The organism is Micromonospora radicis, from assembly GCF_003583405.1.
Taxonomy (GTDB): domain Bacteria; phylum Actinomycetota; class Actinomycetes; order Mycobacteriales; family Micromonosporaceae; genus Micromonospora; species Micromonospora radicis.
In genome coordinates this window covers 1-24531 of sequence record NZ_QXEC01000033.1, presented here as the reverse complement: position 1 = coordinate 24531, position 24531 = coordinate 1, and the positions used below count along the sequence as shown (strand labels likewise).

Below are 24531 nucleotides of genomic sequence, written 5' to 3'. Positions count from 1 at the left end.
CCGGTCGCGCGGGCGCATCGGTGGGCGCGGTGCGGGCCCCGCCGCTAGGGTGAGGGCATGGTGGACGGACCGGTGGTGACGGTGCGCGGTGAGGCGTACCGCGAGGTCGATCCGGAGGTCGCCCGGTTCACGGTGACCGCGCTCGCCCGCGACCGCGACCGGGAGGCGGCCCTGACCCGACTGGCCGAGCGGGCCGCCGCCGTCCGGGTGCTGCTGGATTCGTCCGAGTCGTCGATCGACCGCCGGGAGACCGGCGACCTGCGGGTGCGACCCGAGACGCGACGTTCCGGCGAGCGGATCGTGGCCTGGCACGGCTCGGTGGTGACCACGGTGACGGTCAGCGACTTCACCGCCCTCGGTGAGCTGATGTTGCGGCTGGCCGACCAGGATCAGGTCGAGGTGGCCGGTCCGTGGTGGTCGCTGCGCCCCGACAGCCCGACCTATCGGCAGGCCCGGCACGACGCGATCACCGACGCGCTGCAACGGGCCCGGGAGTACGCCGCAGCGCTCGGCGCCCAGGTGACCGAGCTGATCGAGCTGGCCGACGAGGGCGGGACCGGGCAACCGATGATGGCTCGGATGGCGTTCGACGCGGGCGGTGCGGCGGCCGGTGGCCAGCCGGAGCTGGAGTTGGACCCGCAGCCGCAGGGGGTGCACGCGGCCGTTCGGGCGCGGTTCACGATCAGCCGGCCGGTCCTGTCCTGATGCCGCCCGCCGAGGTGCTGCCCGTCGAGGAGTTGCTGGCCCGTGCCCGTACGCTGGCCGACGCCGGCCCGCGGCAGCTGCTCGGCATCACCGGCGCCCCGGGCGCGGGCAAGTCCACCCTGGCCGCGCAGGTGGTGGCGGCGGTCGGCCCGGCCGCCCGGCTGGTGCCGATGGACGGCTTCCACCTCGCCCAGGCGGAGCTGCACCGGCTCGGTCGGGCGGCGCGCAAGGGCGCGATGGACACCTTCGACGCCAACGGCTATGTCTCCCTGCTGCGTCGGCTGCGCCGTAAGGAACCGACCTCGGTCTGGGCGCCGGAGTTCCGCCGGGAGTGGGAGGAGCCGATCGCGGGTGCGATCGAGATACCTCCGGAGGTGCGGCTGGTGGTGACCGAGGGCAACTATCTGCTGGTCCGGGAGTGGCCCTGGGACGAGGTGCGGGCGCTGCTGCACCAGGCGTGGTTCCTCGATCTCGACGGTGACCTGCGCCGCCGCCGACTGGTCGCCCGGCACATGGCGTACGGGCGGTCGGCGGAGGAGGCCCGGGCCTGGGCGCTGGGTAGCGACGAGGTCAACGCGGCGCTGGCGCACGGCACCGTCGACCGGGCCGACCTGGTGGTACGGCTAGCCGAGCCCCCTGGGGCGGGGTGACGGCACGCTGCGCCGCAGCAGCCAGGCGACCCGGGACCGTTCCCGCTGGAACTCGGCGGCCTCCGGGTAGCCGCTGTGGCTGCGGATCGGCGGGTCGGCCACCTCACCGTCGCTGGGGTGCAGCGCCTCGGGGTCGGTCACGGCCACGTCGCGTTCGCCGGCGCTGACCGGCCAGCCGAGAGGGTCGGTGTCCCGCCAGAAGTTCGTCCACCTGGTACCGCCGCCGGGGCGGGCCAACGCCCGGCTCAGCACCGGCAGCCGCTCCGGTCCGAAGTAGGCGGGGAAGATCCGGCCGTAGAGCCGGGTCAGCTGACAGCCGTACGAGAAGTACCAGATCCGGCGCCGCCAGCGGCGGGGCAGTTGCAGCAGGACCGCCGCGCAGATCACCGTGCCCTGGCTGTGCCCGGACAGGATGATGCCCTCCATCCGCCGGGGGTCGTGTTCGGCCAGGGCGAGCAGTCCGGCGGTGCGGGTGAGCAGTTCGGGCACGGCCCGCTCGGCGTAGCTCGGTGGGGCGAGCGGATGCGCGGCGCGTGGCCAGAACGTGCCGACGTCCCAGACCACCCCGACGGACCGCCGGACGGTGTTGTTGCGGAAGACCATCAGCCCGATGGCGGCGACCGCCACCGGCAGCCAGCCGAGCAGCGAGTCGCCCACGTCGGCGACGAACTTGACCACGGCGGCGCTGCCGGTCGCCGAGACCGGGTGCGACCGGGCGGGGGAGAGCGCCGCGACGCAGCCGAGGACGGCCAGCACACACATCGCGGCGGCGTACCAACCGATCAGGCGTAGCGCGTGTTCGCCGACCAGTCGGTGCAGGGCCCGATGGGTGCTCACGTCCCGGCCGCGGCGCAGGTCGTGGGCGGAGAGCGGGCCGCTGGCCCGCAGCTCGGCGTACTCCTGCTGACGCAGCCGGCGGAACAGCACGATGGCCCGTACCACGATCATGACCAGCACCAGCAGCGCGATGCCGAAGAGCAGACCGGCCCAGGTCACCGGGGTGGGTGGGGCGACCACCGAACGGCCGCTGGGCGTGGCGTCGCCGTTGAGCCGGTCGGTGACCCAGTAGAGCAGTCCGGTGCAGTACGCCAGGCAGAGCAGCCAACCGAAGCCGGCGATCACGGCCGGGGCCTGGCCGCGCCACGCCAGGTCGGTGTGGGCCCCGAGCGGTTGCTTGCCGACCTCGGTGCGGGTGCGGGGCAGCAGCAGGCCGACGACGGCGAAGAGCAGCAGGGCCAGGGCGACCTGCCACAGTTGCAGCGGGGCCGGCCCGACGCCGGGCAGCCAACCCTGGCACCAGGCGGTCGCGACCGCGAGCAGCGCCGTGGCGACGGCGGGTGGGGCGCCGCCCCGGCGGCCGGAGCGGGCGGTACCGCCGATGGCGATGAGTAGGAGCAGCTGACCGGTGACGAGCAGGGTGACGATCCGGTCGAGGCCCGGCAGCGAACGGTCCTCCAGGCAGCCGGGCAGCGACGGATCGGCCGCGCAGCCGACCGGTGGGCGTAGCCCGGCGAAGGAGGCGCCGGCCGCACCGTCGGGCAGCATCAGCACCAGGACGGTGCCGGCCAGGCCGAGTCCGGTGAGGGCGATGACCGCCACGCTCCAGTGGCCGAGCGGGGTGGCGCCGTCGCGCCGGGTGAGGAAGGGGCGGCCGAGCGCGACGAGCGTGATCACCAGTACGGCGGTGAGCGCCGTCGCGCTGGTCCAGGCGACCGTGGCGCGGGCGCCGTCCGGCGGGGCCAGGACGAGGACGGTGCCGAGGGGAACTGCCGCCGCCCCCACCGTGGCGGTGCACAGGTGCAGCACGGCGGCCCGCCGTAGCTGTCCTTCGCCCCACCAGAAGGTGGGATCTTCGAGCGGGTTGGTGAGCGGCCCGGCGGGCGGCTCGGGCGCCGGTGGCGGGTCCGGTACCGGCTGGGCGGCCGGCGGGTCGGCGTCGGTCGGCGCGGACGCGTGGCGTACCGGTGGGTCGGTGGGCCCGGCGGGCATCACCGCCTCGTACTGGTACGTCCGCCAGGTGACCACGCCGAGCACCGCGATCATGGCGAGCGGTACGGTCAGGCCGACGGCGAGGGCCCGCCCGCCCTGTTGCCACCAGGTGCTGGCGAGGAAGTCCCACGGCCCGGGTATCCGGCTCACGCAGGCCGCGTCCACGCACTGCCAGCCGATCAGGTCGACGCCGACGGTGGTGAGGGCGAGCACCGGGGTGGCGGTCAGACTCAGGCAGAACAGCCGGATCAGCCAGGCGGTGATGCCGGGCCGGTCGGTGAATCGTTCGTCTCTGGGGTCGGCCGGGATGTCGGTCCTGGCGTGTAGCGCCACGTTGGCCAGGGTGAACGGCAGCAGCAGCGTCCACAACGCCCGTTCCACGTCGCGCGCGGTCCGTGCGCCGGAGGTCAACTGCCCCCAGCTGTACGCCTCGACGGCGACCGGATCGACCGGGGAGGCGGTGGCGGAGCGGTAGAAGCCGGTGACCGGCCCACCGGCCACCAGCCGCGGTTGAGGATCCTCACCGCCCGGCTCGGAGGCCAGCCCCAGGATCTCGGCGGGCGGGGTGTTGGACACTCCGTGTACCCGCAGTTCGAGGACGCGACCTCCCATAGTGCAGCCTCCCGGTGACGACTCTGATACCCAGAGTGCTCGACTTCGCTGTCGAGTGCCACCCGTCGGGGGAGATGTTTATGCAGGTGAGATGGGGTGTGGAGGGTCAGTCGATCTGACGTACGACCCGGGCGGGGTTGCCGACGGCGACGACATTGGCCGGTAGGTCGCGGGCCACCACGGCGCCCGCGCCGACCACCGTGTTGTCACCTACCGTGACTCCAGCCAGGACGATGACGCCGCCGCCCAGCCAGACGTTGTCACCGATGGTGATGGGCTGGCCGCCCTCCCACTTGGCCCGGCGCTGCTCGGGGTCGACCGGATGGGTCGGGGTGAGCAGTTGCACGTTCGGGCCGACCTGCACGTCGGCGCCGAGGGTGATCGGTGTGACGTCGAGGAAGACCGCGTTGAAGTTCACGAAGCTGCGCGGCCCGATCCGGATGTTGTAGCCGTAGTCGCAGTAGAACGGTGGTCGGATCCCGGTCTCCTCGCCGAGTTCGCCGAGCAGTTCGCGCAGCGCCGCCCGCCGCGCCTCCCGGTCGTCGATGCCGCCGTTGTTGATCCGATCGAGCAGGCGCAGGGCGCGGAGGTGGTCGGCGACCAGTTCCGGGTCGTCGGCGAGGTACGCCTCGCCGGCCAGCATGCGTTCCTTCATGGATCCCATCCGCCGATCATGCCCGCCGGGTTCGAAGTCTGGAATCAACTTCGTCGAATTCTGGACTCCACTTTGCATACTCGGTATGCAAGTCTAGGGGCATCGATGTGTCCTCATCGATGTAGACGCTCCACGAGGAGGATCAGTTGCAACGAAGCAGCAAACTGACCGCCATCGGACTGGCGATGGTGCTGGTGCTCGGCGCGCCCGGCGCCGCGCCGGCCGCGCCCGCCGAACCGACCGCACCACAGTCCACCCAGGTCACCGCCGCCGCACCGGCGTCGGTGGGGCAGCAGACCGTCACCCTGATCACCGGTGACCGGGTCACCCTGAGCGCGTCCGGGGCGGCGAGCGTACGACCCGCCGAGGGACGCTCCGGCATCCGCTTCCTCACCCAGCGGCAGGATGGCCACCGTTGGGTCATCCCGCAGGACGCCCTGCCGTTGATCCGCGACGGCCGGGTCGACCGGCGGCTCTTCGACGTGGCCGGGCTGATCGCCGCTGGCTACGACGACGCCCGGCGGGACGATCTGCCGCTGCTGCTGACCTACCAGGCGGGTACGGCCCGGCGTAGCTCCGCACCCGACGCGGTGACCGTGGTCCGGGACCTGCCGGCCATCGGCGGGTCCGCGGCGACCGCCGACAAGCAGCGGGTCGGCCAGCTCTGGGCCGCGATGGCCGGCAGTCAGGCCCGAATCGACGTGGCGGGGGGTGTCGAGCGGGTCTGGCTCGACGGCAGGCGCCAGCTGACGCTGGAGCACAGCGTGCCGCAGATCGGTGCCCCCGCCGCCCACCAGGCCGGCTACACCGGCCAGGGGGTGCGCGTGGCGGTGCTGGACACCGGCGTCGACGCCGCCCACCCGGACCTGACCGGGCGGGTCGCCGAGGCGTACAACTTCACCGAGGAAGCGGATCCGGGTGACATCGTGGGGCACGGCACCCACGTCGCCTCGATCATCGCCGGCAGCGGTGCCGCCTCCGGCGGGCGGAACCGGGGCGTGGCTCCGGACGCGACCCTGCTCTCCGGCAAGGTCTGCGAGGAGTACGGCTGCACCGAGTCGGCCATCCTGGCCGGCATGCAGTGGGCCGCCGTCGACCAGCAGGCCGACGTGATCAACCTGAGTCTGGGCGGGATGGACACTCCGGAGGTCGACCCACTGGAGGAGGCCGTCAACACGCTGACCGAGCAGACCGGCGCGCTCTTCGTCATCTCGGCCGGCAACAGCGGCCGGGCTGGCACCGTGGGCTCGCCCGCCAGCGCGGACGCCGCCCTCGCGGTCGGTGCGGTCGACCGGGACGACGAACTCGCCTACTTCTCCAGCCAGGGTCCGCGTACCGGCGACGACGCGTTGAAGCCGGAGATCACCGCTCCCGGCGTCGACATCGTCGCGGCTCGGGGCGCCGGCACGCTGCTCGGCGAACCGGTCGGGGAGCAGTACGTCTCGCTCTCCGGCACCTCGATGTCCGCGCCGCACGTGGCCGGGGCCGCGGCCCTGCTCGCCCAGCAGCGCGGCGACGCCACCGCCGAGCAGCTCAAGGCCACCCTGATGGCCTCCGCCCAGCCCCACCCGGAGTTGAGCGCGTACCAGCAGGGGGCCGGTCGGGTCGACGTCGCCCGGGCGATCACCCAGACGGTGGTCAGCGAGCCGGCCAGCGTCTCGTTCGGTCGTACCCTCTGGCCGCACGACGACGACGAGCCGATCACCAGGGAGCTGAGCTGGCGCAACACCGGCGACACGGCGATCACCCTGGACCTCACGCTCCAGCTCGCCGGCCCCGGTGGGGAGCCGACCCCGGCCGGCATGTTCGCGCTGAGCGCCCAGCAGGTCGTGGTGCCGGCCGGCGGTACGGCGTCGGTCACCGTCACCGCCGACACCAGCGTCGACAGCCCCGACGGTTACTACACCGGCCGGGTGCTCGCCCGCTCCGGTGACACGGTGGCGACGACCCCGGTGGCGGTCCACAAGGAGGTGGAGAGCTACCCGGTGACCCTGCGGCACCTGGGCCTCGACGGATCCGCGCCGGACGACTACCTCACCTTCCTGATCGGGCTGGACGACTTCAGCGACGTCTACGCGTACGACCCGTCCGGTACCGTCGAGATCCGGGTGCCCAAGGGCCGGTACGGCGTCGCCAGCTACCTGTGGGATGAGGCGACCGAGAGCGTGGCCATGCTGGTCCGCCCGGAGTTGACCGTCGACGGGGCGACCGCGATGACGCTCGACGCGCGCAAGGCGGGCCCGGTGCGGCTGACCGTGCCGGACCGTTCGGCGAAGCCCGCGTTGGTCGTCGCCGACGCCACCTTCCTGCTCGGCGACCTCGGCAGCGCCGGTTTCGGCGTGCTCGCCGAGGACTTCACCGGCCTCGCCATCGGGCAGGTCGGCCGGGCGGTGCCGGCGGACCGTTTCGTCGGCTCGGTGGCCAGCCAGTTCGCCGACCTTGCGGTGACCAACAGCCCGTACTTCTACGGCCTGGCCGAGTACTTCCCCGGCCGGCTGCCCAACGGGGTGACCAAGCACTACCGCAACACCGACCTGGCCAAGGTCACCCAGCGGTTCCAGGGTGGCTATCCCGGTGCCCTCGCCGAACGGCTCGCCTTCCCCGTCGCCGAACCCGACCTGGGTGGCTGGGCGGCCGTGCTGCACGTCAAGGTGCCGGGGCAGCGGGTCGAGTACTACAACACCAGGCAGGTGCGCTGGAGTACCGAACTGGCCTTCGGCACGCCGGTCGAGGACCTGCCGTGGCTGGACCTGGTGGCCGCCTTCTGGTCCGAGCCGATGACGTACCGGGCTGGTCGGCACTACCAGGACACCTGGAACGGGGCGCCGTACGGGCCGTCGTTCCCGCAGCCGAGGTGGCCGGAGGAGGGCGTGACCCGGCAGGGTGACGTGATCACGCTGGCCGTACCGATGCACAGCGACGCGGCGGGTCACCCGGGTGGTTCGCTGGCGGACGTCTCGCGTACCGCGTTGTACCGCAACGGCAAGCTGGTCGGGGAGGGCCCCGAGCACGGTTGGGGACAGTTCGAGGTACCGGCCGGGAAGGCGACGTACCGGCTGGAGACGTCGGCCAAGCGCAGCTTCACCGACCTGGGCACGGAGGTCGCCACCACGTGGACCTTCCGGTCCCGGCAGGTACGGGGCGACGAGCCGGTCCGGCTGCCGGTCGGTCTGATCAGGTTCGCGCCCCGACTGGACGCGAACAACGCCGCGCCGGCCGGCCGGTCCTTCGTCATCCCGGTCCAGGTGCAGCGTCAGAGCGGCGCCTCGGCCGGGCGGACCAGGTCGTTGACCGTCGAGGTCTCCTACGACGGCGGCCGGACCTGGCAGCGGGCCAAGGTGAAGAAGGTCGGTAGTGGCTGGCAGGCCACCGTGCGGCACCCGCGCGGTGCCGGTCACGTGTCGCTGCGGGCCAGTGCCGAGGACAGCACCGGCAGCACGGTGACCCAGCGGACCATCCAGGCGTACCGCCTGCGGTGAGCCGCACGGTGGGCCCGGCGCGGTGGCGCCGGGCCCACCGGGGCACCCGTGTCTCAGTCGTTGGCGTGCAGGGCGGCGTTGAGGGTGATGCCCTGCCCGGTACGCGGCTTCGCCTCCAGCGCTCCGCTGACCGAGTTGCGCCAGAACAGCAGCCCGTCGACGCCGGACAGCTCACGGGCCTTGACCACCCGGCCGTCCGGCAGGGTGATCTTCGAGGCGGCGGTGATGTAGCAGCCCGCCTCGACCACGCAGTCGTCGCCGAGCGAGATGCCGACTCCGGCGTTCGCCCCGATCAGGCTGCGCTCGCCGACGCGTACCCGGTCGGTGCCGCCACCGGAGAGGGTGCCCATGATGGAGGCCCCACCGCCGATGTCGGAGCCGTCGCCGACCACCACGCCCTGCACGATCCGGCCCTCGACCATGGAGGTGCCGAGCGTGCCGGCGTTGAAGTTGACGAAGCCCTCGTGCATGACCGTGCTGCCGGCGGCGAGGTGGGCGCCGAGGCGGACCCGGTCGGCGTCGGCGATCCGCACCCCGGAGGGCACCACGTAGTCGGTCATCCGGGGGAACTTGTCCACCCCGTACACGGCCAGGTGGCGGCCGGCGGCCCGCTCGATCACGCGCAGCTCGTCGACCCGCTCCGGCGGGCACGGCCCGGCGGAGGTCCAGGCCACGTTGGCCAGCTTGCCGAAGACGCCGTCGAGGTTCAGCTCGTTGGGTCGCACCAGGCGGTGCGAGAGCAGGTGCAGCCGCAGGTACGCGTCGGCCGCGTCCTTGATCGGGTCGTCCAGCGAGCCGATCACGGTGACCACCTGCACGGTACGCAGACCGGGCAGCGCCCGGTCCCCGATCGCCCCCGGCGGCAGGTCCAGCACGTCGGCCTCGTCCTCGCCGGGCACCAGCGGCAACTCGCCCAGACCCAACTTGCCGGTCGGGTACCAGGTGTCGAGGACCTGGTCTTCGGCGGTGACGGTGGCCAGGCCGATGCCCCACGCGGATTGTGTGGACGTCACTTACTCACCCCTTGTTCCCATGCTGCGCGGGCTGTGCTCGCGACTGCGGCTCGCGAACGCCCTGCGTGCGCTTCGTGTGCTGGCTGCTGCTCGCGGCCGCGGGGCTTGCGAGCGCACTCCGCGCGCTGCGCCGAAGGGCTCGCGTCTCGCGGTCGCCGATTGTGACGGTACCGTGCGGACCATGGAGAACCCGCTTACCCCCGAGGTCCTCGCCGATCCGGTGGCGCTGACCCGCGCCCTGGTCGACATCGAGTCGGTGTCCCTCGACGAGAAGGCCATCGCCGACTGCGTGGAGGAGGTACTACGTGCCGCGCCGCACCTGACCACGTACCGGCACGGCAACACGGTGATGGCGCGGACCGACCTGGGCCGGGCCACCCGGGTGGTGCTGGCCGGGCACCTGGACACCGTCCCGCTGAACAACAACTTCCCCTCCACCGTGCGGGGCGACCTGATGTACGGCTGCGGCACCTCGGACATGAAGTCGGGGGTGGCCTTCGCGCTCCAGCTGGCGGTGCATCTGCCCGACCCGCGCTACGACGTGACGTACTTCTTCTACGAGGCGGAGGAGATCGAGTCCCGGTACAACGGGCTCACCCTGGTCTCCGCGGCGCATCCCGAGTGGCTGGAGGCCGACTTCGCGGTGCTGCTGGAGCCGACGTACGGCCTGGTGGAGGCCGGCTGCCAGGGGACCATGCGGGCGACGGTGGTGACCACCGGTGTGCGGGCCCACTCGGCGCGTTCCTGGCACGGCGTCAACGCCGTGCACGCCGCCGGTGAGGTGCTGCGCCGGCTCGCCGGGTACCAGGCCCGCCGGGTCACCATCGACGGGTGCGAGTACCGCGAGGGGATGAACGCGGTGCGGATCCACGGCGGGGTCGCCGGCAACGTGGTGCCGGACCGGTGCGAGATCGAGGTCAACTACCGCTTCGCGCCGGACCGTACGCCGGCCGAGGCCGAGGCGCACCTGCGCGAGGTCCTCGCGGGCTACGAGCTGACGGTGACCGACTGCGCACCCGGTGCGCTGCCCGGGCTGGACGCCCTGCCGGCGCGGGAGTTCCTGGCCGCGGTCGGTGCCGCTCCGGTCGGCAAGCTGGGCTGGACGGATGTGTCCCGGTTCGCGGCGCTCGGCATCCCGGCGCTGAACTTCGGCCCGGGTGACCCGAACCTGGCCCACCACCCGGACGAGCACGTCGAGATCGGCAAGATCCGCGACGGCGCCGCCACCCTGCACCGCTGGCTCGCCTCGACCTGAGCACTGCGGCGTGGCGGTTCAGCCGGCGGCGTGGCGGCTCAGGCCGCGGTGTCGGCAGGTCAGACCGCGGTGAGGTGGGCTTCGGCGGCGGGTTCGGTGGGCGGCTCGGGCGGGCCTTCCAGCAGGCGGGCCCGGCGGCGCTCGGCCACCACGTCGCGGATGCGCCGCTGCATCTGGCGCCGGATCCGAATCCGTTCGTTACTGGTGATCACGCCGTCTCCTCCCCCGAAGCCTGCGTGCCGGGGCATACCCGGTATGTGAATAGTAAGACGTACGGCAAAGCGATTTGGTTGCACAAGATCACGAAGTGTTTGCCGGGTTCTTCGGCGGGACTCCACTACGGTTGCTCCCATGAGCCAGAGCAACCACCGCGAACCAGGACAGGAGCGGCATCGCGGCGCCGTCACGATGCGTCGGCAGGCGATCCCCACCAGCACCGCCGATCAGGGGCTGCTGGATTCACGGGCGCGAGCCGACTGGCGGACCAAGGACTCCTGGCGCGCGCTGCGCATACTGTCCGAGTTCGTCGAGGGGTTCGACACCCTCGCCGACCTGCCGCCGGCGGTCAGCGTCTTCGGCTCGGCCCGCAGCAAACCGGACAGCCCGGAGTGTCAACTCGCCGAGGCGCTGGGAGCGGCGCTGGCGAGGGCCGGTTACGCGGTGATCACCGGTGGTGGTCCCGGCGTGATGGAGGCGGCCAACCGGGGCGCGAGTGAGGCCGGCGGGCGGTCGGTCGGCCTCGGCATCGAGCTCCCCTTCGAGCAGGGCATCAACGACTGGGTCGACCTGGCCATCGACTTCCGCTACTTCTTCGCCCGCAAGACCATGTTCGTCAAGTACGCCCAGGCGTTCGTCGTCCTGCCCGGCGGCTTCGGCACCATGGACGAGCTGTTCGAGGCGCTCACCCTGGTGCAGACCGGCAAGGTCACCCGGTTCCCGGTGGTGCTGATGGGCGTCGACTACTGGCAGGGCCTGCTCGACTGGCTGCGCGACACGATGGCCGCGGAGGGCAAGATCGGTCCGGTGGACCTGGACCTGATCTGCGTCACCGACGAGGTGGCGGCGGCGGTCCGGCACATCGTGGAGGCCGAGGCCGCGCTCAACGCCGAGCAGGAGGCGGTACGCGAGGACGCGGTGGCCCGTACCGCGGCCGACCAGCAGGCGGCGGCCGCGGAATCGGAGCGCTGACCAGATGGCGGCGATCTGCGTGTTCTGCGCCTCCTCCCGCACCCTCGACCAGCGCTGGCTGGACCTGGCGGCGGCCACCGGAGCGGAGCTCGCCCGGCGGGGGCACACCCTGGTCAGCGGCGGCGGCTGCGTCGGGATGATGGGCGCGCTGGTCGACGGTGCCCGGGCGGCCGGTGGCCGCACGGTCGGCGTGATCCCGCAGGCGCTGGTCGACCTCGAAGTCGCCGACCTCGCCTCCGACGAACTGGTGGTCACCGACTCGATGGCCAGCCGGAAGATCGTCATGATCGAGAAGTCGGACGCCTTCCTCACGCTGCCCGGCGGTCTCGGCACGCTCGACGAACTCTTCGAGGTCTGGACCACCGCGACGCTCGCCCTGCACCGCAAGCCGATGGTGCTGGTGGACACCGACGGCTTCTACGCCCCGCTGCTGGACTGGCTGCGCGCGCTGACCGACCAGACCTTCCTCAAACCCGCCGGCTTCGACCTGCTCCGGCTCGTCGACACCGTTCCCGCCGCCCTCGACACCATCGAATCGCAGCTGCCCTGACTCCCCGTCGCCGCCGGGCAGGCAGAGCGTGAGCTGGGGCTCGGGCGGGCGTGGTGCGGTAACCGCTGTCGCAGGGCCGTGATGGGATGTCGGGATGCAGGCGTACCGGCTGGTGCGTCGGCCCGGCGGGCCGACCGGGGGGATCGGTCGGCCCGGGAGGCCGACCGAGGTGCCTGGTGGGCCCACCGGGTCGACCGAGGGGCTTGGCGGGTCCGGGGGGTCGACCGAGGGGCCCGGCTCCACCGAAGGGCCGGTGGACGACCCGGGGCAGGCCGAGGTCGTCGGGCACACCGCCGGGCCGATGCTGGTCCTCGGTGGACCGGGCACCGGGAAGACCCACACCCTCGTCGAGGCGGTCGCCGCGCGGGTCGCCGAGGGCGTCGACCCGGAGCGGATCCTGGTGCTCACCTTCAGCCGGCGGGGCGCCACCGACCTGCGGCACCGGATCGAGGCGCGGATCGCCGCCACCGGGCAGCGGGTGCTGCGCGAGCCGCTGGTGCGTACCTTCCCCGCGTACGCCTTCGGACTGCTGCGCCGCGCGGCCGCCCAGCGGGGCGAGCCGTCGCCCCGGCTGCTCACCGGTCCGGAACAGGATCTGATCATCCGCGAGCTGCTCGACGCGGTCGGCGAGGAGCCGGACGCCGACCCGGTCGGCTGGCCGGCGGACCTGCGCCCGGCACTGCGGACCCGGGCGTTCGCGGCCCAGCTGCGCGACCTGCTGATGCGGGCGGCCGAGCGGGGGGTGGGCCCGGCGCAGTTGGCCCGCATCGGCGAGCGGCTCGGCCGCGATGACTGGCCCGCCGCTGCGAGGTTCCTCCGGGAGTACGTCGCCGTCCTCGCGCTGCGCGACGTCGCCAACCGGGGCTCGGTGGCATACGACCCGGCGGAACTGGTCCGGGCGGCCACCGGGCTGCTGCGCGACGACCCGGAACTGCTCGCCGCCGAGCGACATCGGTTGACCCACGTCTATGTCGACGAGTTGGCCGACACCGACCCCGCCCAGCTCGACCTGCTGGAGACGGTCGCCGGTGGCGGTCCACCGCTGGTCGCCTTCGCCGACCCGGACTCGTCCACGTACGCCTTCCGGGGCGCCGACCCGGCCGGGGTGACGACCTTCCCGCACCGGTTCCGGACCGCCTCGGGGGCGCCCGCCGCGCAGGTGTTGCTGACCACCAACCACCGCGGTGGTGCGCGGTTGCTGGCCGCCGCCAACCGGCTGGCCCGACGGTTGCGCGGCCCGGCGACGCACCGCCGGATGCGTCCGTTGCCGGACGCGCCGCCGGGTGCGGTGGAGGTCCGCACCTTCCGCTCGGCCACCAGCGAGGCGGCCTGGCTGGCACACGCGTTGCGCGAGGCGCACCTGCTCGGCGGGCTGCCCTGGGCGCGGATGGCGGTGCTGGTCCGCTCCACCGGCCGGCAGCTGCCGGCGCTACGCCGGGCCCTGCACGCGGCGGGGGTACCCACCGTGGTGCACGGCGAGGACCTGCCGCTGCACCTGCAACCGGCGGTCGCGCCGTTGTTGTTGCTGCTGCGCTGCGCGTTGGAGCCGGAGCGGCTCGACGAGGAGGCGGCGGTCGCCCTGCTGCACTCGCCCCTCGGCGGCGCCGATCCGCTGGCCGAGCGGCGGTTGCGGCAGGGGCTGCGGGCCATCGCCCTGGCCGGCGGCGACCGTCGCCCCTCCGGCGAGCTGATCGTCGAGGCGCTGCGTGATCCGGCCGAGTTGGCCGCGGTGCAGCGGCGCTGGGCCGAGCCGGCGCAGACCGTCGCCGGGTTGCTGGCGGTGGCCCGGGAGACGGCCGGTCGGCCGGGCGCCACCGTCGAGGACGTGCTCTGGGCCGTGTGGCGGGCCAGCGGGCTCGCCGAGCTGTGGTCGTCGGCCCTGACGCCGGGCCCGGCCGTCGCCGGTGAGGGTGATCTCGCCCGCCGTCGCCGGGCCGAGGCGGCCGACCGCGACCTGGACGCCGTGCTGGTCCTCTTCGACGCGGCCGCCCGGTTCACCGATCGGCTGCCCGGTGCGCGTACCGAGGTCTTCCTCGACCACGTGCTCGGTCAGGAGTTGCCCGCCGACACCCTCGCCCCGACCGCCGACCGGGGGGACGCCGTCCGGCTGCTCACCGCCCACGCGGCCAAGGGACTGGAGTGGGATCTGGTCGCCGTCGCCGGGGTGCAGGAGGGAGTCTGGCCCGACCTGCGCCTGCGTGGCAGTCTGCTCGGTTCGGAACGACTGGTCGACGTGCTGGCCGGCCGGGCGGACGGTGCGGACGGGGTGGCCAGCCGGGTCGGGCAGACCTCCGCACTGCTGGACGAGGAGCGGCGGCTGTTCCACGTCGCGGTGACCCGGGCCCGGCGCCGGCTACTGGTCAGCGCGGTCGCCTCCGCCGCCGTGGGCGGCGACGACCACGAGGAGCAACCCAGCCGCTTCCTCTACGAACTCGGCCCCGGCACGCCACCCGCCGACGGCACCGGCTCCCCGTCCCCGTCCACCGCCGGTCCGACGGGGCCGGGTGGCGGTTGCGCGGCACCCGCCGACGACCCCCGGAATCCGCCCGTGACCGAGCTGCCCGTGACCGAGCTGCCCGTGACCGAGCCGAGCGGTGCGGAGCCGGGCGGTGCGGAGCGCGCCGAGGCGGGCGACGAGGCGGGGCCGCGTACCCTGCCGGTGAGCCGGCCGCCGCGGGCGCTCACCCTGCCCGCGCTGGTGGCGGAGCTGCGTACCGCGACGGTCGATCCGGCGGCGTCGCCGGCCCGGCGCCGGCTGGCGGCGGCCGAGTTGGCCCGGTTGGCGGCCGCCGGTGTCCCCGGGGCGCACCCGGACGACTGGTGGGGGCTGCGGCCGCTCTCCGACGACCGTCCGCTGGTCGACCCGGGGGAGGCGGTCCGGGTCACCCCCTCGGGCATGGAGAGCGCGCTGCGGTGCAGCCTGCGCTGGCTGCTCGAACGGCACGGCGGCAGCACCCCGGCCAGCGCGGCGCAGGGCGTCGGCAACCTGGTGCACGCGGCGGCGATGCTCGCCGAGGACGCCAGCGCCGACCGCAGCGCCTTGCTGGAGTACGTCGCCGCCCGGTTCGACGCGATCGAGCTGGCCGCCCGCTGGATGGTCGGGCCGGAGCGGACCCGCGCCGAGGCGATGGTCGACAAGCTGCTGCGCTGGTTGGCCGCGAACCCGCGCCGGCTGCTCGCCATCGAACACGAGTTCGCGGTACGCCTCGACGACCCACGGCGGCCGGTCGAGCTGGTCGGCCGGGTGGACCGGCTGGAGGTGGACGAGGACGGGCGGCTGGTGGTGATCGACCTCAAGACCGGCAAGTCCACCGCGGTCACCGAGCGTGAGGTGGCCGAGCATCCGCAGCTGGGCGCGTACCAGGCGGCGGTGGAGGCGGGGGCGTTCGCCGAGTTCGGCGACGAGCCGGGCGGGGCGGCCCTGGTGCAGCTCGGCACCGGCGCCCGCGACGCCCGGGAGCAGGCCCAACCGGCCAGCACCGACGGACCGGAGGCCGGTTGGGCCACCGCGCTGGTCCGGCGCACCGCCGACACGATGGCCGCGGCCACCTTCGCCGCGGTCGCCAACTCGAAGTGCCGGGTCTGCCCGGTACGCACCAGCTGCCCGGTGTCGGGGCAGGGCCGGCAGGTGGTCGAGCCGTGACCCAGCCCGCCCTGTTCAACCCGAGCGCACCGGCGCCCCGGGCGGCCGACTCCGGTCCCCGCTACACCCCGGTGGAGCTGGCCAAGCTGCTGCGGCTGCCGGCACCGACCCGGGAACAGGCGGCGATCATCGCCGCCCCGGTGGAGCCACTGCTGGTCGTCGCGGGTGCCGGCTCGGGCAAGACGGAGACGATGGCCGCGCGGGTCGTCTGGCTGGTGGCGAACTCGTACGTCCGGCCGGAGCAGATCCTCGGCCTCACCTTCACCCGCAAGGCCGCCGGTGAGCTGGCCCACCGGGTGCGTACCCGGCTCGACCAGCTGATCCGGCGGATCGGGCGGCGCGGTCGGGACTCGTTCGACGATCCGCTGGCCGGGGAACCGACGGTGGCCACCTACCACTCGTACGCCGGACGGATCGTCACCGAACACGGGCTGCGCGCCGGCTACGAGCCGTCCACCCGGCTGCTCACCGAGGCGTCCCGCTGGCAGCTGGTCGACCTGATCGTGCGCAACTACGACGGGGACATGTCCGAGGTGGACCGGATGCCCAGCACCGTCACGGACGCGGTGCTGGCGCTCGCCGGGGAGCTGGACGAGCACCTGGTCGATCCGGACGTCCTGGCCGCCTGGACGGGCCGGTTCTTCGCCGACGTGCAGGCCCGTCCGGGGCGGGTCTACGCCGATGTGCGCAAGGCCCTGGCCCTGCAACGGACCCGGTTGAAGCTGCTGCCGCTGGTGCGCGCGTACGCCCGGCGCAAGGACGACTTCGAGGCGATGGACTTCGCCGACCAGTTGGCCCGGGCCGCCCGGGTGGCCCGGGAGCATCCGGGCGTCGGCGAGATCGAGCGCGACCGCTACCGGGTGGTGTTGCTCGACGAGTACCAGGACACCAGCCACGCGCAGGTGGTGCTACTCGGCGCGCTGTTCGGCGGCGGCCATCCGGTGACCGCGGTGGGCGATCCCTGCCAGTCCATCTACGGCTGGCGGGGAGCCAGCGCCGGCACCCTGGACCGCTTCCCGACCGAGTTCGCCCGCACCGACGGCAGCCCGGCCCAGGTGCTGGGGCTGACCACCAGTTGGCGTAACCGCCCCGAGATCCTCGCGGTGGCCAACGCCCTGGCCACCCCGTTGCGGGCCGCCGGTGCCCAGGTGCCCGAACTACACGCCGCGCTCAGTGTCCGCGAACCCATCGGGCACCGCAGCCCGCGCGGCGCCGCCGCCGGCACCGTGCACTGCGCGCTGCTGTCCACGTACGCCGACGAGGCCGACTGGATCGCCGACAGCCTGCTCGGCGCCTGGCGGGGAGCGGCCCGGATGCCCGGTGCGCTGCCCGAACAGATCCCGGTCGTGCTGCGCCCGACGACGGCGGTGCTGGTTCGGTTGCGCAGCCAGATCCCGGCGATCGCCGCCGCCCTACGCGAGCGTGGGCTGCCGGTGGAGGTGGTCGGGCTGGGCGGGTTGCTGGACACCCCGGAGGTCCGCGACGTGGTGTGCACGCTGCGGGTACTGGCCGACCCGACCGACGGTGCCGCCCTGCTGCGCCTGCTCACCGGTGCCCGTTGGCGGATCGGGCCGCGGGACCTGGTCGCCCTGCACCGTCGGGCCAAGGCCATCGCCGCGGCCCGCCGGCAACTCGCCGACGACGGCGATCCGGAGATCGTCGCGGACCGGCTCGACGAGGCGACGCTGGTCGAGGCGCTGGCGGATCTCGGCCCGGCACCGGCGTACTCGGCGGAGGGGTACGCGCGGTTGCGCGCGTACGCCCGGGAACTCGGCCTGCTCCGCTACCGGCTGGACCAGACGTTGCCGGAGCTGATCGCGGACATCGAACGGACCACCGGCCTGGACGTCGAGGTGGCGGTGCGGGCCGGCCGTGACGGTGCCGGTGACGCCGGCCTGGCCCGTGGTCACCTGGACGCGCTCGGCGACGTGGCCGCCCGGTTCAGCGGCGACACCCCGGGCGCGACGCTCGCCGGTTTCCTGGCGTACCTCGCCGCGGCCGAGGACGAGGAGCGTGGGCTCGCCGCGGGCGAGGTGGAGGTGGTCGAGGGCGCGGTGCAGATCCTCACCGCGCACGCCGCCAAGGGGTTGGAGTGGGACGTGGTCGCGGTGGCCGGGCTCAGCCGCGGGGTGTGGCCGGGGCAGGTACGCAACTCCGACCACTGGCTCGGTGGGTTGGGCGTGTTGCCGTTCCCGCTGCGCGGTGACGCCGACGGGCTGCCGGAACTGGCCCTGGCCGACGCGGACGACCAGCGCGGGGTGGCCCGGGCGGTGGCGGACTTCGGCGACGCCTGGCGGGCGCACGACGAGCGGGAGGAGCGGCGGCTGGCGTACGTGGCGGTCACCCGTCCCCGGCGGCTGTTGCTCTGCTCGGGCCACTGGTGGGGGGAGGGCACCAAGCGGCCACGGGGGCCGTCGGCGCTGTTGCGTGAGGTGCACCACACCTGCCTGGCCGGCGGCGCCGGCTATCTGGTCGACGAGTGGGCGCCCGAGCCGACGCCCGACGCGGTGAACCCGACCACCGAGGTGGTGTTGCGTGCCGAGTGGCCGGCCGACCCGCTGGGCGTGCGCCGTCCGGCCCTGACCGAGGCGGCGACGCTGGTACGGCGGTTCCTGACCGACGGTGACGTGGCCGGCGAGGACGCTGCCGCGGTGGATCCGGAGGTGCTCCGGTGGCGGCGCGAGGCCGATCTGCTGCTGGCCGAGCGGGCGGAGCTGAGCCGGTTGTCCGGCCCGGTCGACGTGGTGCTGCCCGAGCACCTGTCGGTGACGCAGTTGGTCGCCCTGCGCCGGGATCCGGTGGCGTTGGCCCGTACGCTGCGCCGCCCGTTGCCGACCGAGCCGAACCCGTACGCCCGCCGGGGCACCGCCTTCCACGCCTGGTTGGAGCAGCGGTTCGGGGCCGACCGGCTGCTCGACACCGACGAGCTGCCCGGTGCGGCCGACGCGGACGCCGCGCCGGACGAGGCGTTGGCCGAGTTGCAGCAGCGCTTCCTGGCCAGCGAGTGGGCCGACCGGGCACCGATCGAGGTGGAGGTGCCCTTCGCCACGGTGATCGGTGGTGTGGTGGTCCGGGGCCGGATGGACGCGGTGTTCCGCCGGCCCGGCGACCGGTTCGACGTGGTCGACTGGAAGACCGGGGCCCGCCCGTCCGGCCCGGCCGCCGAGGTGGCCGCGGTGCAGTTGGCGGTCTACCGGTTGGCCTGGGCGGAGCTGGCCGGCGTGCCGGTCGACCGGGTCGGCGCGGCCTTCCACTACGTGCGGGAGGGGGTGACCGTCCGCCCGGCGGACCTACTCGACGTCGACGGGCTCACCGCGTTGCTCGCCTCGGTCCCGGAACTGTCCTGAACTGCTGACGTCCGGCCGGAACCGTGGTACGGTGCTCAGCGTTGCAGTTTTGGTTACCAGCTCTGTGTGCGCCTGGCGGATTTGCGACCCAGGCGCACTTTGTTGTGTCCGGAGTTCTCCGGGCGGGGCGACCAGAAGCGACAGGTGTTCCGCGCACGTCCGCACGGGGCATTTCTCCCTCCGGCCCCGCAACAGGTGCGGGTTCGACGTTCCGTCAAGGAGACGAAACAAGCATGGCTATTGGCACCGTCAAGTGGTTCAACGCTGACAAGGGCTTCGGCTTCATCACCCCGGACGGCGGCGGCGCCGACGTCTTCGCCCACTTCTCGGCGATCCAGAGCTCCGGCTACCGCAGCCTGGACGAGAACCAGCGGGTGGAGTTCGAGGTCGTCCAGGGCCAGAAGGGCCCGCAGGCGGAGAACATCCGCCCGCTCTGATCACGGGCTCGCGCGCCTTTGGCCTGCGCGAGATTTGTGCGTGACCTGATCGCAACGGTCGGGTCACCTCCGGTCGACGTTCGGCCGGAGGTGACCCGGCCGTTCGCACATCCGGTGCCGTCCGCCGGAACCCTGAGTCGGTAATCAGCCGTCGGACGGTCGGGTGGGTGACTGTTCGGCACCCTCCGACCGAGGAACGCTGGATCCTGGGGGAGCGTCGTGGCGACGGCCCGGCGCGGGGAGGATGGGCCATGGTGGGCTCCGCGACGGTACGCGAACTGCTCCTGGTGGTCGCGGTGGCGGCGATCGGGCTGCTGCTCGCGACGGCGGCGGCGTTCACGCCCTGGCCGGTGACGCCGGGTGGGGCCGCACCGTCCAGCCTGGTGGATCTGCACGGCCCGGCGGACCTGCCCGACCCGCCCGGCACCGCGTCCGGATGACCGGCACTATCGGTTCGGTCGACCGGCGCGGCGGGGGTCGGCTGCGGATAGGTTGACGTCTCGGGTCCGCCGAGAGGTTAGGGTCGGATCCGTGCCGACGCGCAGAGCAAGAATCCCAGCGACGAGGTATCCGGTCGAGCGGTTCACCCTCGACAACGGCCTGCGGGTGGTTCTCACCCCCGATCGCAGCGCCCCGGTCATCGGGGTGGCGGTCGTCTACGACGTGGGCATACGTTCCGAACCCGAGGGACGTACCGGCTTCGCCCACCTCTTCGAGCACCTGATGTTCCAGGGCTCGGAGAACCTGGAGAAGCTCGCCCACTTCCGGCACGTGCAGGGTGCCGGTGGCACCTTCAACGGCTCCACCCACCTGGACTACACCGACTACTACGAGACGCTGCCGAGCAACGCCCTGGAGCGGGCGCTGTTCCTCGAGGCGGATCGGATGCGCGGCCCGCGGCTGACCGAGGAGAACCTGCGCAACCAGGTCGACGTGGTCAAGGAGGAGATCCGGGTCAACGTGCTCAACCGGCCGTACGGCGGGTTCCCGTGGCTGACCCTGCCGCCGGTCATGTTCGACACCTTCCCCAACGCGCACGACGGCTACGGCTCCTTCGACGACCTGGAGTCGGCCACCGTCGACGACGCGGCGGACTTCTTCCGGCGTTACTACGCCAGTGGCAACGCGGTGCTCGCGGTCAGCGGGGACCTCGACGTGGCCGAGGCGGCCAGGCTGATCGAGCGCCACTTCGGCGACGTACCGGCCCGACCGGCGCCGGATCGGCCGGACTTCGCCGAGCCGGAGCTGACCGCCGAGCGGCGTAGCTCGTACACCGATCAGTTGGCTCCGCTGCCGGCGGTGGCGTCGGCCTGGCGGGTGCCTGACCCGATCGACGACTTCACCGCCTACCTGCCGTACGTGGTGCTGGCCGAGGTGCTTACCGACGGTGACGCGTCCCGGCTGGTCGGGCGGTTGGTGCACACCGACCGCGCGGTGACCAGCGTGGGCGGGTACCTCGGGTTCATGGGGGATCCGTTCGACGTGCGCGACCCGACCGCGTTGCTGCTCCAGGCGCACCTGCCGCCCGGCGGCGACGTCGACAAGGTGCTGCGTACCGTCGACGAGGAACTGGACCGGTTGGCCACCGACGGACTCACCGACGGCGAGCTGGCCCGCACCCAGGCCCGGATGGCCACCCACCTGCTGCGCGACACCGACGCGGTGCTCGGCCGGGCACTGCGGATGGCGGTGCTGGAACAGCAGCGCACCGACCCGGGCCTGCTGGGCGAGCTGCCCAGACTGGTCGGCGAGGTCACCGACGACCAGGTCCGCGCCGCCGCCACCACCCTGCGGTCGGAACGCCGCGCGTCCGTCGAAGTCATCCCCGGAGGTGCTCGGTGAGCGCGAGGAGTGAGCCGGTCTTGCGAGCCCCGCAGTCGCGAACGAAGGAGTGGGCTCGGTGAGCGCGAGGAGTGAGCCGGTCTTGCGAGCCCCGCAGTCGCGAACGAAGGAGTGGCCCCGATGAGTGTGCGGGCGTTGCCGCCGCTTGGTCCGACCCGTCGGCTGAAGCTGCCGCGCCAGGCCGAGCGGACGCTCCGTAACGGGCTGACGGTGATCGTGGTACGCCGCCCGGCGGTCCCGCTGGTCGAGCTTCGGCTCTGGATGCCGTTCGTTCGGGCGCACCTGGCCCGTGGGCATCTGCTCGCGCAGACCATGCTCTCCGGCACGGAGACGATGAGCAGCGTGCAGATCGCGGCCGAGTTGCAGCGGATCGGTGGTGGACTCTCCGCCGGGCTCGACCCGGATCGGCTGATGCTCTCCGGTACCAGCCTGGCCACCGGGCTGGACCGGCTGCTGGAGATCCTCGCCGAGGTGCTCACCGGCGCCAGCTACCCGGCCGAGTGGGTGGACATCGAGCGGGACCGGTTGGTCGACGGGATCCAGGTGGCCCGTAGCCAGCCGGCTCACCTGGCCCGTACCGCCCTGCTCAGGCGGATCTACGGTCGGCACCCGTACGCGGTGCAGACGCCGGAGCCGGAGCAGGTCCGGGCGGTGCGCCCGGGTGCTCTGCGGACGCTGCACGCCCAGCGGGTGCGTCCGGCGGGCGCGGTGCTCGTGCTGGTCGGCGACGTACGGCCGGAACGGGCGCTGGACGCGGCGGAGAAGGCCCTCGACGGCTGGGACGGCGACGGGTATCCCGCCGAGTTGCCGCCGGCCCCGCCGCTGGTGCCCGGTCCGTTGCAGCTGTTCGACCGGCCCGGTTCGGTGCAGTCGTCGCTGCGACTGGCGTTGCCGGCGGTGCCGCGCACCCATCCCGACCACGCCGCGCTGCAACTGGCCAACCTCGTCTTCGGCGGTTACTTCTCCTCCCGTTGGGTGGAGAACATCCGCGAGGACAAGGGCTACACGTACGGTCCGCACTCGCTGGTGGAGCACTCGGTGGCCGGCTCGTTGCTGGTGGCCTCCGCCGAGGTGGCCACCGAGGTGACCGCCCCGGCGTTGCTGGAGACCAGCTACGAGTTGGGCCGGCTGGCCACCGTGCCGCCGACGTCGGAGGAGCTGGAACAGGCCCGGCAGTACGCGCTGGGCACGCTCCAGCTCGGCGTCTCCACCCAGACCGGACTGGCATCGCTGGTCAGCGCGTACGCGGGCAACGGCCTGCGGCTGGACTTCCTGGCCGAGCACGCGGCCCGGTTGGCCCGGGCGAGCGCCGAGGACGTGGCCGAGGCGGCGGCGCGCTACCTTGCCCCGACGCGGGCGGTCACCGTGGTGCTCGGCGACGCCGAGCGGATCGCCTCGTCGCTGAGCACGTTGAGCCCGGTCGAGACGGCGCCGGTGCCGTCGTGACCCGACCCGCCACCGCCCGTCTCGACGGTGCCGGCCCGGATGGTGCCCGGCGCGATGGTGCCCGGCGGGTCAGCCACGGCGAGACGGCCCCGCCGCTGGCCCGGTCCACCCTGGACCGGGCGGCGCACCGGCGTACCGACCCGGAGTGGTTGGCCCAGGCGTGGGCCGGGGCGCGGGTGCTGGTGCTGGACGTCGAGTCCGGGGGGCGGGCCCTGGTGCGTACCGACGCCCCGGTGCCGACGCTGGTCCTCGTCGACGCCGTGGACCTGCCGGCGGAGTTGGCCGCCGGTGCGATGTTCCTTGGCGTCGAGCCGGACGGGGCGCCGGTGTTCTGTGTGCACACGGAGTTGGCGGCCGTGCCGGACACCCGGGCGGCGCAGCTGCGGCAGGTCGGGCACCTGCTCGGCGACCGGGACGCCGGCCTGTTCACCACGGCGCTGGCGTTGACCAACTGGCACCTGCGCCACCTCTACCATCCGGTGACCGGCGAGCCGACCAGGTCGGACGAGGCCGGTTGGTCCCGGGTGGACAGCGGTGGCGAGCGGGTCTGGCCGCGTACGGATCCGGCGATGATCGTGCTCGTGCACGACGGCGTCGACGGGGTCGACGGCCGGTGCCTGCTGGGCAACAACGCCACCTGGCCCAGTGCCGAGGGGCAGCGTCGGTTCTCCTGCCTGGCCGGGTACGTGGAGCCGGGGGAGTCGGCCGAGGCCACGGTGGCACGGGAGGTTCAGGAGGAGGTCGGCGTACCGGTCACCGAGGTCCGGTACGTGAGCAGCCAGGCCTGGCCGTTTCCCGGTTCGTTGATGCTCGGCTTCCTGGCGACCGCGGACCCGGAGCACCCGGTGCGGGTCGACCCCGCGGAGATCGCCCAGGCGCGTTGGTTCTCGCGGCAGGAGATCGGCGCCGCGCTGGCCGGCCGGCCCGTCGACGTGGGCGGCGCTGAGCTGCGGTTGCCTCCGCCGTCGTCGATCGCGTTGTTCCTGATCCACCGTTGGCTCGACGGGCACTGCTGAGTCAGCTGGCCCCGGCCGGTACGCCCCGGCGGTGGATCGGGATGACCCTGCGCGGCCACCCGCCGGGTGAGCCGATACCCGTGTGGTGTGCGGCCCCGGCCCGTGACCGTCGTTGCCGCGGCGGTCACGGGCCGGGGACACGGGCCGTCGTGGTCGGCTGGGTGAGGAACACGGCGGGGGAGCCGGTCGACCACGACGGACGTGGGATGGGTCAGCTGTCGGGCGCCGGTCGGCAGGCCGGCGGGTGCCGCGGGTCGTCCAGCGGCAGTACCTTGATCCGTTGCTTGCCGGCGCGTACGGCACCGACCGTGGCCAGGGCTCGGGCGAGGACGAACGCGGCGTCCCGGTCCTCGGCGTGGACGACCTGGCGGCGCAGCTCGGGTCGGGTGGTCTCGTCCCGCAGCCGGTGACCGTCGGCCCAGGCGGCCGTGATGTCGGTGTCGGCGGCGGCGCGGATGCTGGTGCGAACGATCAGGAACCGCATCTGGGTCTCCGGATGTACCGCGACGGGTAAACCGTGGAAGTTCCACGTAAGTACCCCGTCATCGTACGCCCGGTCGACGTCCCAGCAAGTGAAACGTCCGTTTTGGTATTGAAGGCGGCCCGATCATCCGACCCGGGTTCGCCGAGCCTGCCGGGCCGGGACGACGACAGGGCCGCCGGCGTCTGCGCCGACGGCCCTGTCGGGCGTGCCTGGGACTAAG

18 protein-coding genes are annotated in these 24531 nt (G+C 73.4%); 13 read left to right on the top strand and 5 right to left on the bottom strand.

The genetic code is table 11. The features are described 5' to 3' along the window. Positions 1–57: 57 nt before the first annotated feature. Together D2L64_RS24230 and D2L64_RS24225 are read left to right on the top strand one after the other, a co-directional pair. Complete coding sequence (locus tag D2L64_RS24230) at positions 58–705, top strand: SIMPL domain-containing protein (protein WP_119579513.1); 648 nt, start codon at positions 58–60, stop codon at positions 703–705. Continuing rightward, positions 705–1355 carry a nucleoside/nucleotide kinase family protein gene (locus D2L64_RS24225; protein ID WP_119579512.1) on the top strand — a complete coding sequence of 217 codons (651 nt, stop codon included), beginning with the start codon at positions 705–707 and terminating at the stop codon, positions 1353–1355. The genes D2L64_RS24230 and D2L64_RS24225 overlap by 1 nt, the downstream gene beginning before the upstream one ends. On the opposite strand, the gene D2L64_RS24220 is transcribed toward D2L64_RS24225, so the two are convergent. Beyond that, on the bottom strand, positions 1329–3956 hold the full coding sequence (locus D2L64_RS24220) for a hypothetical protein (protein WP_119579511.1): 2628 nt from the start codon (positions 3954–3956) through the stop codon (positions 1329–1331). The two genes, D2L64_RS24225 and D2L64_RS24220, sit on opposite strands and share 27 nt — an antisense overlap. Positions 3957–4062: 106 nt before the next feature. Further along, on the bottom strand, positions 4063–4620 hold the full coding sequence (locus tag D2L64_RS24215; protein WP_119579510.1) for a sugar O-acetyltransferase: 558 nt from the start codon (positions 4618–4620) through the stop codon (positions 4063–4065). Positions 4621–4796: 176 nt separating this feature from the next. On the opposite strand from D2L64_RS24215, the gene D2L64_RS24210 reads away from it, so the two are divergent. Beyond that, positions 4797–8090, top strand: coding sequence for a S8 family serine peptidase (locus tag D2L64_RS24210; protein ID WP_199714743.1), 3294 nt, complete (start codon positions 4797–4799; stop codon positions 8088–8090). Between the two features lie 53 nt (positions 8091–8143). On the opposite strand, the gene dapD is transcribed toward D2L64_RS24210, so the two are convergent. After that, the gene (gene dapD / locus D2L64_RS24205) at positions 8144–9103 is read right to left on the bottom strand and encodes a 2,3,4,5-tetrahydropyridine-2,6-dicarboxylate N-succinyltransferase (protein ID WP_119579508.1); all 960 of its coding nucleotides are present in this window, start codon (positions 9101–9103) and stop codon (positions 8144–8146) included. Positions 9104–9284: 181 nt separating this feature from the next. On the opposite strand from dapD, the gene dapE reads away from it, so the two are divergent. Continuing rightward, positions 9285–10358, top strand: a complete 1074-nt coding sequence (gene dapE, locus D2L64_RS24200) for a succinyl-diaminopimelate desuccinylase (protein ID WP_119579507.1) — start codon at positions 9285–9287, stop codon at positions 10356–10358. A gap of 59 nt (positions 10359–10417) precedes the next feature. On the opposite strand, the gene D2L64_RS27680 is transcribed toward dapE, so the two are convergent. Next, complete coding sequence (locus tag D2L64_RS27680) at positions 10418–10570, bottom strand: hypothetical protein (RefSeq protein ID WP_199714741.1); 153 nt, start codon at positions 10568–10570, stop codon at positions 10418–10420. Between the two features lie 139 nt (positions 10571–10709). Here D2L64_RS27680 and D2L64_RS24195 point away from each other — a divergent pair, with 139 nt between their 5' ends. From D2L64_RS24195 to nudC, 9 genes are all read left to right on the top strand, one after another. Next, positions 10710–11546, top strand: a complete 837-nt coding sequence (locus D2L64_RS24195; protein WP_119579506.1) for an LOG family protein — start codon at positions 10710–10712, stop codon at positions 11544–11546. A gap of 4 nt (positions 11547–11550) precedes the next feature. Next, positions 11551–12096 carry an LOG family protein gene (locus D2L64_RS24190; RefSeq protein WP_119579505.1) on the top strand — a complete coding sequence of 182 codons (546 nt, stop codon included), beginning with the start codon at positions 11551–11553 and terminating at the stop codon, positions 12094–12096. A 94-nt stretch (positions 12097–12190) separates the two neighbouring features. Further along, positions 12191–15739: an ATP-dependent helicase gene (locus D2L64_RS24185; RefSeq protein WP_119579504.1), complete on the top strand. Its 3549-nt coding sequence runs from the start codon at positions 12191–12193 to the stop codon at positions 15737–15739. Continuing rightward, entirely contained in the window at positions 15736–19086 is a 3351-nt protein-coding gene (locus D2L64_RS24180; RefSeq protein WP_119579530.1) for an ATP-dependent helicase, read from the top strand. The genes D2L64_RS24185 and D2L64_RS24180 overlap by 4 nt, the downstream gene beginning before the upstream one ends. A 233-nt stretch (positions 19087–19319) precedes the next feature. Beyond that, complete coding sequence (locus tag D2L64_RS24175) at positions 19320–19523, top strand: cold-shock protein (RefSeq protein ID WP_013735772.1); 204 nt, start codon at positions 19320–19322, stop codon at positions 19521–19523. A 251-nt stretch (positions 19524–19774) separates the two neighbouring features. Continuing rightward, positions 19775–19963, top strand: a complete 189-nt coding sequence (locus D2L64_RS24170; RefSeq protein ID WP_119579503.1) for a hypothetical protein — start codon at positions 19775–19777, stop codon at positions 19961–19963. Positions 19964–20054: 91 nt separating this feature from the next. Further along, positions 20055–21365, top strand: coding sequence for a M16 family metallopeptidase (locus D2L64_RS24165; protein WP_119579502.1), 1311 nt, complete (start codon positions 20055–20057; stop codon positions 21363–21365). A gap of 120 nt (positions 21366–21485) precedes the next feature. Then, positions 21486–22811, top strand: a complete 1326-nt coding sequence (locus tag D2L64_RS24160; RefSeq protein WP_119579501.1) for a M16 family metallopeptidase — start codon at positions 21486–21488, stop codon at positions 22809–22811. A 95-nt stretch (positions 22812–22906) separates the two neighbouring features. Continuing rightward, the gene (gene nudC / locus D2L64_RS24155) at positions 22907–23827 is read left to right on the top strand and encodes an NAD(+) diphosphatase (RefSeq protein WP_233559129.1); all 921 of its coding nucleotides are present in this window, start codon (positions 22907–22909) and stop codon (positions 23825–23827) included. 211 nt (positions 23828–24038) lie between these two features. Here the strand turns inward: nudC and D2L64_RS24150 are convergent, their stop codons facing one another. Beyond that, positions 24039–24311 carry a hypothetical protein gene (locus D2L64_RS24150; RefSeq protein WP_119579499.1) on the bottom strand — a complete coding sequence of 91 codons (273 nt, stop codon included), beginning with the start codon at positions 24309–24311 and terminating at the stop codon, positions 24039–24041. Positions 24312–24531 lie beyond the last annotated feature (220 nt).

Coding starts and splice junctions, on each gene's coding strand:
- D2L64_RS24230 (WP_119579513.1), top strand. CDS start 58: ATGGTGGACGGACCGGTGGTGACGGTGCGCGGTGAGGCGTACCGCGAG.
- D2L64_RS24225 (WP_119579512.1), top strand. CDS start 705: ATGCCGCCCGCCGAGGTGCTGCCCGTCGAGGAGTTGCTGGCCCGTGCC.
- D2L64_RS24220 (WP_119579511.1), bottom strand. CDS start 3,956: ATGGGAGGTCGCGTCCTCGAACTGCGGGTACACGGAGTGTCCAACACC.
- D2L64_RS24215 (WP_119579510.1), bottom strand. CDS start 4,620: ATGGGATCCATGAAGGAACGCATGCTGGCCGGCGAGGCGTACCTCGCC.
- D2L64_RS24210 (WP_199714743.1), top strand. CDS start 4,797: ATGGTGCTGGTGCTCGGCGCGCCCGGCGCCGCGCCGGCCGCGCCCGCC.
- dapE (WP_119579507.1), top strand. CDS start 9,285: ATGGAGAACCCGCTTACCCCCGAGGTCCTCGCCGATCCGGTGGCGCTG.
- D2L64_RS24195 (WP_119579506.1), top strand. CDS start 10,710: ATGAGCCAGAGCAACCACCGCGAACCAGGACAGGAGCGGCATCGCGGC.
- D2L64_RS24190 (WP_119579505.1), top strand. CDS start 11,551: ATGGCGGCGATCTGCGTGTTCTGCGCCTCCTCCCGCACCCTCGACCAG.
- D2L64_RS24185 (WP_119579504.1), top strand. CDS start 12,191: ATGCAGGCGTACCGGCTGGTGCGTCGGCCCGGCGGGCCGACCGGGGGG.
- D2L64_RS24175 (WP_013735772.1), top strand. CDS start 19,320: ATGGCTATTGGCACCGTCAAGTGGTTCAACGCTGACAAGGGCTTCGGC.
- D2L64_RS24170 (WP_119579503.1), top strand. CDS start 19,775: ATGGTGGGCTCCGCGACGGTACGCGAACTGCTCCTGGTGGTCGCGGTG.
- D2L64_RS24160 (WP_119579501.1), top strand. CDS start 21,486: ATGAGTGTGCGGGCGTTGCCGCCGCTTGGTCCGACCCGTCGGCTGAAG.
- D2L64_RS24150 (WP_119579499.1), bottom strand. CDS start 24,311: ATGCGGTTCCTGATCGTTCGCACCAGCATCCGCGCCGCCGCCGACACC.